The 13,400-nt window shown below is 68.1% G+C and carries 11 protein-coding genes; 3 read left to right on the forward strand and 8 right to left on the reverse strand.

Features of this window, described 5'->3' with window-relative positions:
- Window positions 1-250: 250 nt before the first annotated feature.
- The 3 genes from AC1RVW_RS16575 to AC1RVW_RS16585 are packed head-to-tail and all read right to left on the reverse strand — an operon-like array spanning window position 251 to window position 3,332.
- Window positions 251-1,306, reverse strand: a complete 1,056-nt coding sequence (locus tag AC1RVW_RS16575) for an amino acid ABC transporter permease (RefSeq protein ID WP_493201172.1) — start codon at window positions 1,304-1,306, stop codon at window positions 251-253.
- Window positions 1,303-2,301: an amino acid ABC transporter permease gene (locus tag AC1RVW_RS16580; protein ID WP_493201174.1), complete on the reverse strand. Its 999-nt coding sequence runs from the start codon at window positions 2,299-2,301 to the stop codon at window positions 1,303-1,305. Before AC1RVW_RS16580 ends, AC1RVW_RS16575 begins: the two co-directional genes overlap by 4 nt.
- Window positions 2,298-3,332 (reverse strand): amino acid ABC transporter substrate-binding protein, encoded by a 1,035-nt coding sequence (locus AC1RVW_RS16585; RefSeq protein ID WP_081269414.1) that lies wholly within the window; start codon window positions 3,330-3,332, stop codon window positions 2,298-2,300. The genes AC1RVW_RS16580 and AC1RVW_RS16585 overlap by 4 nt, the downstream gene beginning before the upstream one ends.
- A 150-nt stretch (window positions 3,333-3,482) precedes the next feature.
- On the opposite strand from AC1RVW_RS16585, the gene AC1RVW_RS16590 reads away from it, so the two are divergent.
- Entirely contained in the window at window positions 3,483-3,878 is a 396-nt protein-coding gene (locus AC1RVW_RS16590; RefSeq protein WP_081269413.1) for a DoxX family protein, read from the forward strand.
- A 3-nt stretch (window positions 3,879-3,881) separates the two neighbouring features.
- Here the strand turns inward: AC1RVW_RS16590 and def are convergent, their stop codons facing one another.
- From def to smc, 5 genes are all read right to left on the reverse strand, one after another.
- Window positions 3,882-4,421, reverse strand: coding sequence for a peptide deformylase (def, locus tag AC1RVW_RS16595; RefSeq protein WP_081269412.1), 540 nt, complete (start codon window positions 4,419-4,421; stop codon window positions 3,882-3,884).
- A 49-nt stretch (window positions 4,422-4,470) separates the two neighbouring features.
- The gene (locus AC1RVW_RS16600; RefSeq protein WP_493201177.1) at window positions 4,471-4,890 is read right to left on the reverse strand and encodes a hypothetical protein; all 420 of its coding nucleotides are present in this window, start codon (window positions 4,888-4,890) and stop codon (window positions 4,471-4,473) included.
- Window positions 4,891-5,002: 112 nt separating this feature from the next.
- Window positions 5,003-7,087: an NAD-dependent DNA ligase LigA gene (gene ligA / locus AC1RVW_RS16605; RefSeq protein WP_081269410.1), complete on the reverse strand. Its 2,085-nt coding sequence runs from the start codon at window positions 7,085-7,087 to the stop codon at window positions 5,003-5,005.
- 22 nt (window positions 7,088-7,109) lie between these two features.
- A complete protein-coding gene (locus AC1RVW_RS16610) occupies window positions 7,110-8,213 on the reverse strand; it encodes a cell division protein ZipA C-terminal FtsZ-binding domain-containing protein (protein WP_081269409.1) in 1,104 nt (367 codons plus the stop codon).
- Between the two features lie 16 nt (window positions 8,214-8,229).
- Window positions 8,230-11,745: a chromosome segregation protein SMC gene (gene smc, locus AC1RVW_RS16615; RefSeq protein WP_493201180.1), complete on the reverse strand. Its 3,516-nt coding sequence runs from the start codon at window positions 11,743-11,745 to the stop codon at window positions 8,230-8,232.
- Between the two features lie 114 nt (window positions 11,746-11,859).
- Here smc and AC1RVW_RS16620 point away from each other — a divergent pair, with 114 nt between their 5' ends.
- Both AC1RVW_RS16620 and AC1RVW_RS16625 read left to right on the forward strand, forming a co-directional pair.
- Window positions 11,860-12,618 carry a hypothetical protein gene (locus AC1RVW_RS16620; protein WP_081269407.1) on the forward strand — a complete coding sequence of 253 codons (759 nt, stop codon included), beginning with the start codon at window positions 11,860-11,862 and terminating at the stop codon, window positions 12,616-12,618.
- Window positions 12,619-12,702: 84 nt separating this feature from the next.
- Window positions 12,703-13,395: a P-loop NTPase family protein gene (locus tag AC1RVW_RS16625; protein WP_081269406.1), complete on the forward strand. Its 693-nt coding sequence runs from the start codon at window positions 12,703-12,705 to the stop codon at window positions 13,393-13,395.
- Window positions 13,396-13,400: the final 5 nt, after the last annotated feature.

Raw genomic sequence — 13,400 nt, forward strand, 5'->3', positions numbered from 1 at the left:
AACCCAGCTGCCAGAGCTGGGTTGATTCGTTCGGGGGAGAGAGAGCGATACACCAGGTGGCTGCCGGAACGGCCACCTGCGCGTGCTCAGGTGGCCGCGGTGGTAATGGTGGTAATCATTCGAGCAACAACCATCGCCTGCGCGGAGGCAGGCGGCATCATGCGAGCCATCAGGGCTGCGCTGGATGCGGGGATGAAGTTATGGCTCGGCATGAAGGGCCGGAGTGTACCGCAGCCCGACGGCGCCCGGCTCAGGAAGCGGCCGACAGGCGCTTTTCGAGCCACACGCTGTAGCGCGAGAGCCCGAAACACAGCACCCAATACACGGCCGCAATGAACAGGTAGCCCTCGAGGTAGAAAGGCCGCCAGGTCGGGTCGCCGCCCAGCGCCAGGCCCAGCGCGCCGGTCAGCTCGAACAGCCCGACCACGGTGACCAGCGAGGTGTCTTTCAATGTGCCGACCACGCTGTTGGTCAGCGCCGGCACCACCAGCCGCAGCGCCTGCGGCAGCACGATGTCGCGCTGCACCGGCCAGCGCCCGAAACCCAGCGCCATCGCGACTTCGGTCTGCCCGCGCGGCACCGCCTGCAGGCCGCCGCGGATGATCTCGGCCAGATACGCTGCGACGAACAGCGTGAGGCCCGCGAGCACGCGCACCAGCACGTCGGGCTGCCAGCCCGCCGGCCACAGCAGCGGCAGCAGGAACGACGCCATGAACAGCACCGAGATCAGCGGCACGCCGCGCACCAGTTCGATGTAGCTCGCGCTCAGCGTGCGCACCACCGGCCAGCCCGAACGGCGACCCAACGCCAGCAGCAGCGCGAGCGGAAATGCCAGCGCCAGCCCGACCACCGCCAGCCCGATGGTCAGCGGCAGCCCGCCCCAGCGGCTGGTCGGCACGCCGCTGAGCCCCAGCACGCCGCCCCGCATGAGCAGCACGAAGAGCAGCAGCGCGACCAGCCACAGCGGCGCCAGCCACCAGCGCCAGCTGCGCGGCCAGGCACTGAGCACGGTCACCGCCGACAGCACGACCACCGCGATCGCCGGGCGCCATTGCTCTTCATACGGAAAGCGCCCGAACAGCATCGGCCGCCACTTCTCGGCCACCACGCCCCAGCAGGCGCCGTGCTGCACCGCGCGGCAGGCTTCGGAGTCGGGCCGGAACACCGCATGCACGATGCCCCATTCGACGACATGGAAGCCGCCCCACGCCAGCAGCGCGAGCAGCAGCACCGTTGCCAGAGCGCGCAGCGGCGAACCCCAGAGTTCGCTGCGCCACGCGATGGGCCCCTGCGCGGCGTTCCTCATCGCCAGCCTCGCAATGCGACGCGCGCGTTGTAGCGGTTCATGCCGAAGGAAATCAGCAGCGACAGCAGCAGGTAGACCGCCATGATGATCGCGATGCACTCGAAGGCCCGGCCGTTCGAGCCGATGGTGGTGTTGGCCACCGACACCAGCTCCGGATAACCCACGGCCACCGCGAGCGACGAGTTCTTGGTCAGGCTCAGCAGCTGGTTGGTCAGCGAAGGCACGATCACCCGCAGCGCCTGCGGCAGGATCACGATGCGCAGTTGCTGCCCCGAAGACAGGCCCAGCGCCTGCCCCGCCAGCACCTGCCCCTGCGGAACCGAGAGGATGCCGGCACGCACGATTTCCGCCACGAAGGCCGCCGAATAGAAGGTCAGCCCGGCGACGATGGTCACGTATTCCGGGCTCAGCGCGGCACCGCCGCTCACGCCGAAGTCGCCGCGCTCCGGCCACTCGAAATGCGTCGGCCACCAGCCGCCTTCGGCCGCCACCGGCCAGGGCATGCTGAGGCCACCCTTGCTGAGCCACACGCCGGGCAGCAGATGCACGGGCTCGGTCGGGTCGGGCAGCAGGTTCGCCATCGCGAAGGCCAGCATCAGCAGCTGCACCAGCAGCGGAACGTTGCGCAGCAGTTCCACGTACGCGGTGCAGATGCCGCGCAGCAGCACATGCGGCGCAAGCCGGCCGATGCCGATCAGCGTGCCGAGCACCACCGAGAGAATGGCCGCCGGCACCGCCGCGCGCACCGTGTTGATCAGCCCCGCGAGAAAGGCGCGCCAGAACGGCTGGCTCGCGTCGAAGTCAAGCCAGCCCTCGCTGATGGAAAAGCCCGCGGGCTCGGTCAGGAAGTCGAAGCCCGAACGAACGCCGCGCGCGCGGAGCACCTCGAGCGCGTGGTGCACCACCCAGACGGCACCGGCCGCCACGGCCAGCACCAGCGCAGCCTGCACCGCCCAGGCCAGCCAGACGCCGCGGCGCGACGTCCCGCCCTTCATCGAACCGGAGGTGCGTAGATCAGGCCGCCCTTGCTCCAGAGGTTGTTGGAGCCGCGCGGCAGCTTCAGAACCGACTTCGGCCCGACGTTGCGCTCGAACATCTCGCCGTAGTTGCCCACGGCCTTGATGGCGCGGAACGACCAGTCCTTGTCCAGGCCCAGCAGCTTGCCGAGGTCTTCACCGGTGCCGACCAGGCGCTGCTGCGCCGGGTCCTTGCTGTTGGCCTTGAGCTCGTCGGCATTGGCCTGGGTGACGCCGGCCTCCTCGGCTTCGATGAGCGCGTTGGGCACCCACTTGGCGATGGCGAACCACTCGTCGTCGCCGCGGCGCACCAGCGGCGCCAGCGGTTCCTTGGAGATCAGCTCGGGCAGGATGATGTAGTCGTCGGGGTTGGGCGCTTCCTTGTTGCGCAGTCCGGCCAGCGCCGAGGCGTCGGTCGTGAAGGCCTGGCAGCGGCCGGAGAAGAAGGCCTTGAACGAGGCCTCGAAGCTCTCGAACACCACCGTCTTGACCGGGATGCCCTGCGCGCGGAAGTAGTCCGACACGTTCTTCTCGTTGGTGGTGCCCGACTGCGTGCAGATGGTTGCGTTCTTGAGCTGCTTGGCGCTCGTCACCTTGAGCTTCTTCGGCACCAGGAAGCCCTGGCCGTCGTAGTAGGTGATGGTGGTGAAGTTGAAGCCCAGCGAGGCGTCGCGCGTGAGCGTCCAGGTCGTGTTGCGCGCGAGGATGTCGATCTCGCCGGCCTGCAGGGCCGAGAAGCGCTGCTGCGAATTGAGCGGCACGAAGTCGACCTTCTTGCCGTCGCCGAGCACGGCCGCGGCGATGGCGCGGCAGGTGTCCACGTCCAGGCCCGACCAGTTGCCCTGCGTGTCCGGCGCCGAAAAGCCGGCCACCCCGTTGGTCACGCCGCACTTGACGGTGCCGCGCTGCTTGACCGCGTCGAGCGTCTTGCCTGCGAAGGCCGGCGCGGCGGCCGCGAAAGCGATGACGGAGGCGGCGGCAAGCAGCGCCGGGCGGAATCGATTGTTCATTGGTGTTCTCCTCAACAGTAAGCAAAAGGCAGTGTACGGGGCGTCGCCGGACTCTGCCAAAGAACTCCGGGTTGGATCCATATGTGTCCGGAAGCGACGCAGGTTCACTACCATACGGCCCTCGAATCACTTCATCTGGAACCTACTCAAATGGTCAAATCCGACGATACCGGCAAGTTCATCCTGCGCGTTTCGCTTGGCGTCCTGATCCTGCTGCACGGCATTGCCAAGCTGCAAGGCGGCGTCGGCTTCATCTCGGGCATGCTGGCCCAGCACGGGCTTCCCGGCGCGCTGGCCTACCTGGTCTACATCGGTGAAGTGGTTGCGCCGGTGCTGTTGATCATCGGCCTGTACACGCGCCCTGCCGCCTGGATCGTGGCCATCAACATGCTGGTGGCCTTTGCGCTGGTCCACATGAAGGATCTGACCTCGCTCGGCAAGCAAGGCGGCTGGGCGCTGGAACTGCAGGGCATGTTCCTGTTTGCGGCACTCGCCGTCGCCTTCATGGGCGGCGGCCGTTTCGCCCTGAGCAGCAAGTACAACTAGGCTTCAATCGTCGTCATTGGCATCGAGGCCTGGAAACAGGACCTCGGTGTAGCCGAAGCGCGAGAAATCGCGCACCCGCATCGGGTACAGCTTGCCCAGCAGGTGGTCGACTTCGTGCTGGACCACGCGCGCGTGGAAGCCGGTGGCAACGCGATCGATCGGGTCTCCATACGGATCGAACCCGGTGTAGCGGATATTGGCGAAGCGCGGCACCACGCCGCGCAGGCCCGGCACCGAGAGACAACCTTCCCAGCCTTCTTCTTCCTCGTCGTTCAGGGGCGTGATGACGGGGTTGAGCAGCACCGTGCGAGGCACCGGAGGCGCGTCGGGATAGCGCGGGTTGACCACATCGGTACCGAAGATCACGAGCTGCTGGTCGACGCCGATCTGCGGCGCCGCAAGACCCGCGCCGTTGACGGCATGCATGGTCTCGAACATGTCGCGCACAAGCATGTGCAGTTCGTCGGTATCGAAGGCGGCGACCGGCTGCGCGATGCGCAGCAGCCGGGGGTCGCCCATTTTCAGGATTTCGCGGATGGCCATGGCGGGATTATCGCGACAGCCCCGCGACCTTCGCGCGCCACGGGATCAATCAAGGAGGCGTGGTGCCCTTCTGGTCCGGTGAAGTCCAGAGACGCGCATTGGGGTTTCGCCCGGGAGCCGAGGGAGCCACTGCAGGCGGCGCCACGCCCGGACGCCCGCCACCCCAAACTGGCGGCGGCAGTCGCCCGCCTCCGGGATAACCCGGACGCACCGCAGGATAGGCAGGCCGGTTGTAGTACGGACGGTCGCGGTAATACGGCCGGCGGCTTTCGTAGTAGCCGCCACCGTTGATGTAGACAGGCGCCGGCGCCACGACCACAGGCGCGGGCTCGCTGTAGTAAGGCCCCGACGAATACCCCGACGAATAGCCGCCCCCGTAGTAGGGATCGCCCGGCACGCCCACACAGCCGGTCAGCAGCGCAACGCCGCCAAGCGCAATGCAGGCACCAAGAACACGATTTTTTTGCATGAGGGACTCCTTGTGGCCTTTCAGTTTTCTTTCAACGCCAGGTTGTAGCCCCTGTTGACTGCGCTCCGATGAAGTCGGGTAACGACCGGTAAGGAGAACCTGAAGCCGGGTCTCAATCCGCCGCGCCGCGGGCCAGGATTTCCAGCATGCGCGCCTCGTCGATCACCTCGACCCCGATCTCCCGTGCCTTGTCGAGCTTGCTGCCCGCTTCTTCGCCCGCAACCAGGTAGTGGGTCTTCTTGCTGACGGAGCCGGCCACCTTTGCACCGGCTGCTTCCAATTTATCCTTCGCGTCGTCCCGGCTCAGCGTAGGAAGGGTACCGGTGATGACGAAGGTCAGGCCCGCCAACGGCTTGGGCGCGCGGGCCGCGGGCTCGCCCTCTTCCCACGTCAGGCCGCAGGCTCGCAGTTGCTCGACCACCTCGCGGTTGTGCGGCTGGTCGAAGAAGGTGCGCAGGCTCTGGGCGACCACCGGGCCCACGTCGTTCACCTCGAGCAGTTGCTCCTCGGTCGCGTCCATGATGCCGTCGAGCTTGCCGAAGTGCTTGGCCAAGTCCTTGGCCGTGCTCTCGCCCACATGGCGGATGCCCAGCCCGAACAGGAAGCGCGGCAGCGTGGTCTTCTTCGATGCCTCCAGCGCATCGACCAGGTTCTTGGCCGACTTCTCGGCCATGCGGTCCAGCCCGGCCAGCGTGGTGAAGCCGAGCTTGTAGAGGTCGGGCAAGGTGCGGATCAGGTTCGCGTCGACCAGTTGCTCCACCAGCTTGTCGCCCAGCCCGTCGATGTCGACCGCGCGCCGCGCCGCGAAATGCAGGATGGCTTCCTTGCGCTGCGCCGCGCAGAACAGGCCGCCGGTGCAGCGGTAGTCGACCTCGCCTTCCTCGCGCACCGCCTCCGAACCGCACACCGGGCACTTGTGCGGCATCGTGAACAGCGGGCCGCGCTGATCGTCGGGCTTGGCAAGGCTCTCGGGCACCACGCCGACCACTTCGGGAATCACGTCGCCGGCGCGGCGCACGATGACGGTGTCGCCCACCCGCACGTCCTTGCGGCGGGCCTCGTCCTCGTTGTGCAGCGTGGCGTTGGTCACTGTCACGCCGCCGACGAACACCGGCGCCAGCTTGGCCACCGGCGTCAGCTTGCCGGTGCGCCCGACCTGGATCTCGATGCCGAGCACCTCGGTCAACTGCTCCTGCGCGGGGTACTTGTGGGCCACGGCCCAGCGCGGCTCGCGCGTGACGAAGCCCAACTGGCGCTGCAGCTCGATGCTATCGACCTTGTAGACCACGCCGTCGATGTCGTAGGGCAAGGCGTCACGCTGGCGGCCGATGTTCTCGTGGAAGGCGATCAGTTCGATGGCGCCCGTGGCCCGTGCCGTCTGCCGGGCGACCGGGAAGCCCCAGGCCCTGAACTGGGCCAGCCAGTCGAACTGGGTCGGGCAATCGGGTCCGCCTTCGCTCGCCGGCGTGACCTCGCCCAGCCCGTAGGCAAAGAAGCTCAGCGGCCGCGCCGCGGCAATGGCCGGGTCGAGCTGGCGCACCGCGCCGGCAGCCGCATTGCGCGGGTTGACGAAGACCTTCTCGTTTTTCTGCCCTGCCGCGATCTTCTCGCGCTGGCGCTCGTTGAGCGCGTCGAAATCGGCGCGCTTCATGTAGACCTCGCCGCGCACCTCGACCACCGGCGGCGCCTTGCCCTCGAGGCGCAGCGGAATCTCGCGCACCGTGCGGATGTTCTGCGTCACGTCTTCGCCGACCTCGCCGTCGCCGCGCGTGGCGGCCTGCACCAGCACGCCGTTCTCGTAGCGCAGGTTCATGGCCAGGCCGTCGAACTTCAGTTCGCACACGTACGCCACCTGGGGCCCGTCCTCGGCCAGGCCGAGTTCCTTGCGCACGCGCGCATCGAAGGCGCTGGCGCCCGCGGGGGTGATATCGGTCTCTGTGCGGATCGACAGCATCGGCACCTTGTGGCGAACCTTGGTGAAGCCGTCGAGCACCTTGCCGCCCACGCGCTGCGTGGGCGAGTCGGCCGTGCGCAGGTCGGGGTACTCGGCCTCGATGGCCTGCAGGCGCTGGAACAGCTTGTCGTACTCGGCGTCCGGCAGTTCGGGCGCGTCGAGCACGTAGTAGAGGTGGGCGTGCCGGTGGAGCTGTTCGCTCAGTGCGGCGGCTTCGCGTGCCGCTTCGTCGCGCGATGTCATGGGTGTCTCCGGAAAGTCCGAATTAGCTGAAGAGGCGGCGCGCCAGCGGCGATCCCGCCGCGAGGTCGCGCCCGTCGAGCGTGTCGTAGAGCTGCTCGAGGTCGTTGCCGATCACGTCCATCGTCTCGTCGCGCAGCAGCTGGCCGTCGCTGTCGGTCACCACGCCGTCCATCTCGCGCGCGAGCGTGGCGGCGGCTTCGCGCATGCGGCGGAACGGCTCTTCGGCGCGATCGACCTGCGGCACGTCCAGGCTCAGGCTCAGTTCGCGGATGGCCGACTGGGCCGGGTCGTCGGCCAGCGCGGCCTGCGTGTCGAAGGCCAGCCCGAGGATCGGCGGCAGCCCCACTTCACTCGTCGGCAGAACCATGCGCCCCGGAATGATGCCGGGCACGAAGCCCAGCCGCGCCGCGTTCTGCTGCACATAGCCGGGGCTCCAGGCGGCGTGCAGCGCGCGCAGCACGAAGCCCAGTTGCGCGTCGTGCGCGCTGGCGAACTGGTCGAGTTCGCGGGCGCGCGCCACTTCGTCGAGCATCTCGGGAAACTCGGGCGAACCGTTGACTGCGTCGGCAAAGGCCTGCGCCTTGACCACGAATTCGGAGTATTCGATCTCGTTGAGCGCGCCCGTTCGGTTGGCCAGTTGCACCCCGACCTGGAACGCGCTGTAGCGCTGCCCGGGCACCGGTGGCTCCCATTGGCCGCTGAGTTCGTTGAGCCCCTCGATGGCCACCGGCTTGCTGCCCGCGCGCCGCGTGGGCGGCATGGCGGCAATGGCGGCATCGCCGGAAGCCAGGCCGTCGAGCGAGATCGGCGCGATCACGTCGATCAGCGGGTCGAGCCCGCCGCGGCGCTCGCCGGTCGGCACGGGCACGCCGCTGGGCGCCGGAAGGTCGGGGTCGAACAGGGGTTCGTGGCGGTCGCTGCCCGGCACCTGGTTGGGGTCGACGTGCAGCGTCGGCTCCAGGCCGTCGGCCGAGCCGGACATCGCGCGCTCGGCGTCGGCCAGCGCGACGTCGACCGCGTCGGGCTGGCGCGGCGCGTTGCGGCGCGACATCAGCGTGTTGTAGGCAACGACGGCCGCGAGGACGAGGCCGCCGAGGATGGTCAGGGCGAGAGTGAGGCTGCTCATCGGTGTGCCGCCCGGCTCAGCCTGCCGCCACCATGGAGGCGGCGGCCTCCATGTCGACCGCCACGATGCGCGACACGCCCTGCTCTTGCATCGTCACGCCGATCAACTGCTCGGCCATTTCCATGGCGATCTTGTTGTGGCTGATGAACAGGAACTGGGTTTCACGGCTCATGGCGGAGACGAGTTTTGCATAGCGCTCGGTGTTGGCGTCGTCCAGCGGCGCGTCCACTTCGTCCAGCAGGCAGAAAGGCGCCGGGTTCAGCTGGAAGATGGCGAACACCAGCGCGATGGCCGTGAGCGCCTTCTCGCCGCCCGAGAGCAGGTGGATGGTCTGGTTCTTCTTGCCGGGAGGCTGCGCCATCACCTGCACGCCCGAGTCGAGGATCTCGTCGCCGGTCATCATGAGCTTGGCGTTGCCGCCGCCGAACAGCTCGGGGAACATGCGGCTGAAGTGCTCGTTGACGATCTTGAAAGTGCCGCCGAGCAGGTCGCGCGTTTCGGCGTCGATCTTGCGGATGGCGTCTTCGAGCGTGCCGATGGCCTCGTTCAGGTCGGTCGACTGGGCGTCGAGGAAGGTCTTGCGCTCGCTGGCGACAGCCAGTTCGTCGAGCGCGGCCAGGTTCACGGCGCCGAGCGCGACCACTTCGCGGTTGAGGCGGTCGATTTCGCTCTGCAGGCCGGTGAGCTTGACCTTGTCGGTCTCGATCGACTGCTCGATGGCTTCGAGGTCGGCACCGGCATCGTCCAGCAGCTGCTGGTATTGCTCGACGCCCAGGCGCGCGGCCTGTTCCTTGAGCTGGAACTCGGTGATGCGCTGGCGCAGCGGCTCGAGTTCGCGCTCGAGCTGCAGGCGGCGCTCGTCGCTGGCGCGCAGCTTGAGCGTGAGGTCGTCGTACTGGCTGCGCGCCGAGCCCAGGGCCGCTTCGCGTTCGAGCTTGAGCGACAGCGCGTCCTGCAGGCCGGCTTGCGCGGCGGCGTCGGACAGGCGGCTCAGTTCGGCGCGGGCGCGCTCGTCCTCGTCGGTCAACGCCACGACCTGCTGCGCCGCGGTTTCGATGGAACGGTTGAGTTCGGCCCGGCGTGCCTCGAGCGTGCGTTGCGAGAAGGTGGCCTCCTGCGCCTGTCGCTCGAGGCTGCGGTGCTGTTCGCGGCTGGCGTTCAGCGCACGGCCGGCCTCGATCACGCGTTCGTCCAGCTCGGCGTGGCGCTCCTGGCTGTCGGCCAGCTGCATGTCGAGCTCTTCGAAGCGCCCTTCGGCGGCGATGCGGCGTTCCTGCAGTTCCTCGAGCTGCGCATCGACTTCGCCGAGGTCGGCGGCCAGCTGCTGGCTGCGGGCGCGGGTCTGCTCGGCCAGCTGCGTCATGCGCAGTGTCTCGACCTGCAGTTCGTGCGCGCGCGACTGGGTCTCGGCGGCTTCGCGCCGCGCGGTCACGAGGCGCTGCGCGGCGTCGGCATAGGCCGCTTCGGCGCGGACCAGCGCGGTGCGCGCTTCTTCGTTGATGAGCGTCTGGGCGCGCAGCTGGCGCTCCAGGTTTTCCATTTCCTGCTGGCGGGCCAGCAGGCCGGCCTGTTCGGAATCAGGCGCGTAGAAATTGACGCTGTGCGAAGACACGGCGTGGCCGCTCTTCACGTAGATCACTTCGCCGGCCTGCAGCGTCGCGCGCTGGGCCAGCGCTTCCTCGAAGCTCTCGGCGGTGTAGCAGCCGTGCAGCCAGTCGGTCAGCAGGGCCTGCTGGCCGGCGTCGTTCAGGCGCAGCAGGCTCGAAAGGCGAGGCAGCGCGGCAGCGGCTTCCGGCACGCCCGCGGCCGGCGGGCTGTAGAAGGCGAGCTTGGCGGGCGGCGCGTCGTTGCCGAAGGCGCGCACCATGTCCAGGCGGCTGACTTCGAGCGCACCCAGGCGCTCGCGCAGCGCGGCTTCGAGCGCGCTTTCCCAGCCCTGTTCGATGTGGATGCGGCTCCACAGGCCTTGCAGCCCGTCGAGGCCGTGCCTGGCGAGCCAGGGGGCGAGCTTGCCGTCGGTCTTGACCTTCTCCTGCAGCGCGCGAAGCGCATCGAGGCGGGCCGAGAACTCGGCATGGCGGGCGCCCTCCGTGTTGACCGCCTGCTGCCTGGCACGGCGGTCGTCGTCGAGCTGCGGCACCGATTCCTGCAGTTCCTGCAGGCGCGCGTCGGCCTCGCTCGCGGCTTCCTGCGCGGCGGCATGCTGCTCCTGCATGTCGAGCAGCCGGGCCTCGTCGGGCGCGGCCAGCGCGTTCTGGTCGGCGCGAAGGCGTTCGCTGCGCTGTGTGAGCTGGCGGCTCTGCTCTTCAATGTTTCGCTGGTCGGCGGCCAGCACCTGGATCTGCTGCTGCACCTGAGAGACGGTCGTGCGCTGGGCGTTGGCCTGGTCTTGCGCGCGCTGCACGGCTTCTTCGAGCTCGGGCATGCGCGCGTCGTGTTCTTCCAGCTGGGCAGCGAGCAGGATGGCCTGCTCCTCCGCATCGACACCCGCGCCGGCCAGCGTTTCGATCTCGGCCTCGGCCTCTTCGCGGCGGCGGCCCCACTGGCCCATCTGCTCGCGCAGTTGCACCAGGCGCTGCTCGACGCGCTGGCGTCCTTCGACCACGAAGCGGATCTCGCCTTCGAGCCGGCCGACTTCGGCGCTGGCCTCGTAGAGCTTGCCCTGGGCCTGGTTGACCAGGTCGCCGGCGCCGTAGTGCGCCTGGCGCACGGTCTCCAGCTCGGACTCGATGCGGCGCAGGTCGGCGGTGCGCGACTCGAGGTCGTTGATCGCCTTCTCGGAATCGGCCTTGATCCTGGCCTGGTCGGCGTTGCTTTCGCTGCGCTTGAGGAACCACAGCTGGTGCTGCTTCTTCGTGGCGTCGCCCTGCAGCATGTTGTAGCGCGCGGCCACCTCGGCCTGCTTCTCGAGCTTCTCGAGGTTGGCGTTGAGTTCGCGCAGGATGTCTTCCACGCGCGTGAGGTTTTCGCGCGTGTCGCCCAGGCGGTTCTCGGTCTCGCGGCGGCGCTCCTTGTACTTGGAGACGCCGGCGGCCTCTTCGAGGAACAGGCGCAGTTCCTCGGGCTTGGATTCGATGATCCGGCTGATCGTGCCCTGGCCGATGATGGCGTAGGCGCGCGGGCCCAGGCCGGTGCCCAGGAACACGTCCTGCACGTCGCGGCGGCGCACCGGCTGGTTGTTGATGTAGTAGCTGCTGGTGCCGTCGCGCGTGAGCACGCGGCGCACCGCGATTTCGCCGAACTGGTTCCATTGGCCGCCGGCGCGGTGGTCGGCGTTGTCGAACACCAGCTCCACGCTCGAACGGCTGGCCTGCTTGCGGGTGGTCGTGCCGTTGAAGATCACGTCCTGCATCGACTCGCCGCGCAACTCCGACGCACGCGACTCGCCGAGCACCCAGCGCACCGCATCCATGATGTTCGACTTGCCGCACCCGTTGGGCCCGACCACGCCGACCAGTTGGCCCGGCAGCAGAAAGTTGGTGGGTTCGGCGAACGACTTGAAGCCCGAGAGCTTGATGGAATTAAGACGCACGACTTGTCGGCCTGCCTTGGTTATAGCGCCAAGGTATTGATTTGTAAGGAAAATTGCACGGGCCTGCAGCTTGCAGCAGGCCGCCGCCCCAGCCGTGGATGATAACGTCAGGGCATGAGCGATTCCCCGGTTTCAACCCTCGCGGCGCGCGGCGCCTGCCTGCTGGCGGGCGCGGCCGTCCTGTTCGGCGTGGCGGGCTGCGCGTCGGTCCGATCCACCGAGCGCGCCGAACCCTACGCCAGCCAGGAATGGATGCAGTCCGGCGCCAACCGCATTGCCAACCTGTCGCTGCGCGACAACCTCCAGTCGGTAAGGCGCGTGCAGTCCACCCTCTACAAGCGCAACCCGCGCGAATGGCGCAAGTCGGCGCCCAGCATGGAGGAAGCCACCCAGCGCGCCTGGGATGCCGTGCTCAAGGGCCCGCCCCTGCCCGAACTGAAGGGCGCCACCGGCATCGACGCGATCCGCATGGCCTTCGACACCGGGCCGCAGGGCTACCAGGGCGACCGCGTGGCGGCACTGGTGTTCGGCTGGGCAACCATGCTCAAGCAGGCCAACGGCGACACCTGGGACCAGACCATGATCGACGGCGTGAACGCCGAAAACAGCTTCCGGGCCGCGCGCAACTTCGAGATCTCGCTCTGGCTGATCTCCTCCAAGACCGGGCCCGACGGCCAGCCGCTGCTGCTGGCCACCGAGATCAGCGACCGCGGCCGCAACCTCGTGGCCGACCGCGAGCTGTCGAAGGTGGTGGCCCGGCTCGACCTGCTGGCCGCGCAGGCCGACGAGAAATACCGCCGGGCCGCGCTCGACTTCGGCCAGAACTGGATCATGGGCGTGGTCATGCCCTTCTTCACGCTCGTGCCCAAGTAGGCCGGCAGACGCGGAGCCGCAAGGCGGCGCCCCTAGAATGAAATCGCCCTTACCCCCTCAACCCTTCAGAGGCAGCAGCAGTACATGAGCTCCATCAATTTCATCGGCGGCGAAAAAGGCGGTGTCGGCAAGTCGGTCACGGCACGCGTGCTGGCCCAGTACTTCATCGACCACAGCCGCCCCTTCACCGGCTTCGACACCGACCGCTCGCACAGCTCGTTCACCCGCTTCTACGAAGGCTTCGCATCGCCGGTGGTGGTCGACAGCTTCGAGGGCCTGGACACCGTGGTGAACGGCTTCGAGACCAACCCGCAGCAAAGCGTGATCGTCGACCTCGCCGCGCAGACGCTGGCGCCGCTGTCGCGCTGGATCAAGGAGTCGGACCTGTTCGACGTGTTCGCCGAGATCGGCGTCACGGTCAACTTCTGGCACGTGCTGGACGACGGCAAGGATTCGACCGACCTGCTAGGCAGCCTGATCGACACTTTCGGCAACCGCCCCAACTACATCGTGGTGCAGAACTACGGGCGCGGCAGCGACTTCGGGATGCTGCTGGCCTCGCAGTCGCTCTCCAAGGCCACGGCCAACGGCGCGCGCGTGATCGCGCTGCCCCGCCTGCACGAGGCGAGCATGCGCAAGATCGATGCGCAGAACACCAGCTTCTGGAAGGCCGTGAACGACCGCGAAGGGCCGCATGCGCTGGGACTGCTGGAGCGGCAACGCGTGAAGTCGTGGCTGGCCACGGTCTACGCGGCTTTCGACACGCTGCCGCTCTGAGCCGG

This window comes from Variovorax sp. MPBD4-3 (assembly GCF_058809745.1).

Coding starts and splice junctions, on each gene's coding strand:
- AC1RVW_RS16575 (WP_493201172.1), bottom strand. CDS start 1,306: ATGAGGAACGCCGCGCAGGGGCCCATCGCGTGGCGCAGCGAACTCTGG.
- AC1RVW_RS16580 (WP_493201174.1), bottom strand. CDS start 2,301: ATGAAGGGCGGGACGTCGCGCCGCGGCGTCTGGCTGGCCTGGGCGGTG.
- AC1RVW_RS16585 (WP_081269414.1), bottom strand. CDS start 3,332: ATGAACAATCGATTCCGCCCGGCGCTGCTTGCCGCCGCCTCCGTCATC.
- AC1RVW_RS16590 (WP_081269413.1), top strand. CDS start 3,483: ATGGTCAAATCCGACGATACCGGCAAGTTCATCCTGCGCGTTTCGCTT.
- def (WP_081269412.1), bottom strand. CDS start 4,421: ATGGCCATCCGCGAAATCCTGAAAATGGGCGACCCCCGGCTGCTGCGC.
- AC1RVW_RS16600 (WP_493201177.1), bottom strand. CDS start 4,890: ATGCAAAAAAATCGTGTTCTTGGTGCCTGCATTGCGCTTGGCGGCGTT.
- ligA (WP_081269410.1), bottom strand. CDS start 7,087: ATGACATCGCGCGACGAAGCGGCACGCGAAGCCGCCGCACTGAGCGAA.
- AC1RVW_RS16610 (WP_081269409.1), bottom strand. CDS start 8,213: ATGAGCAGCCTCACTCTCGCCCTGACCATCCTCGGCGGCCTCGTCCTC.
- AC1RVW_RS16620 (WP_081269407.1), top strand. CDS start 11,860: ATGAGCGATTCCCCGGTTTCAACCCTCGCGGCGCGCGGCGCCTGCCTG.
- AC1RVW_RS16625 (WP_081269406.1), top strand. CDS start 12,703: ATGAGCTCCATCAATTTCATCGGCGGCGAAAAAGGCGGTGTCGGCAAG.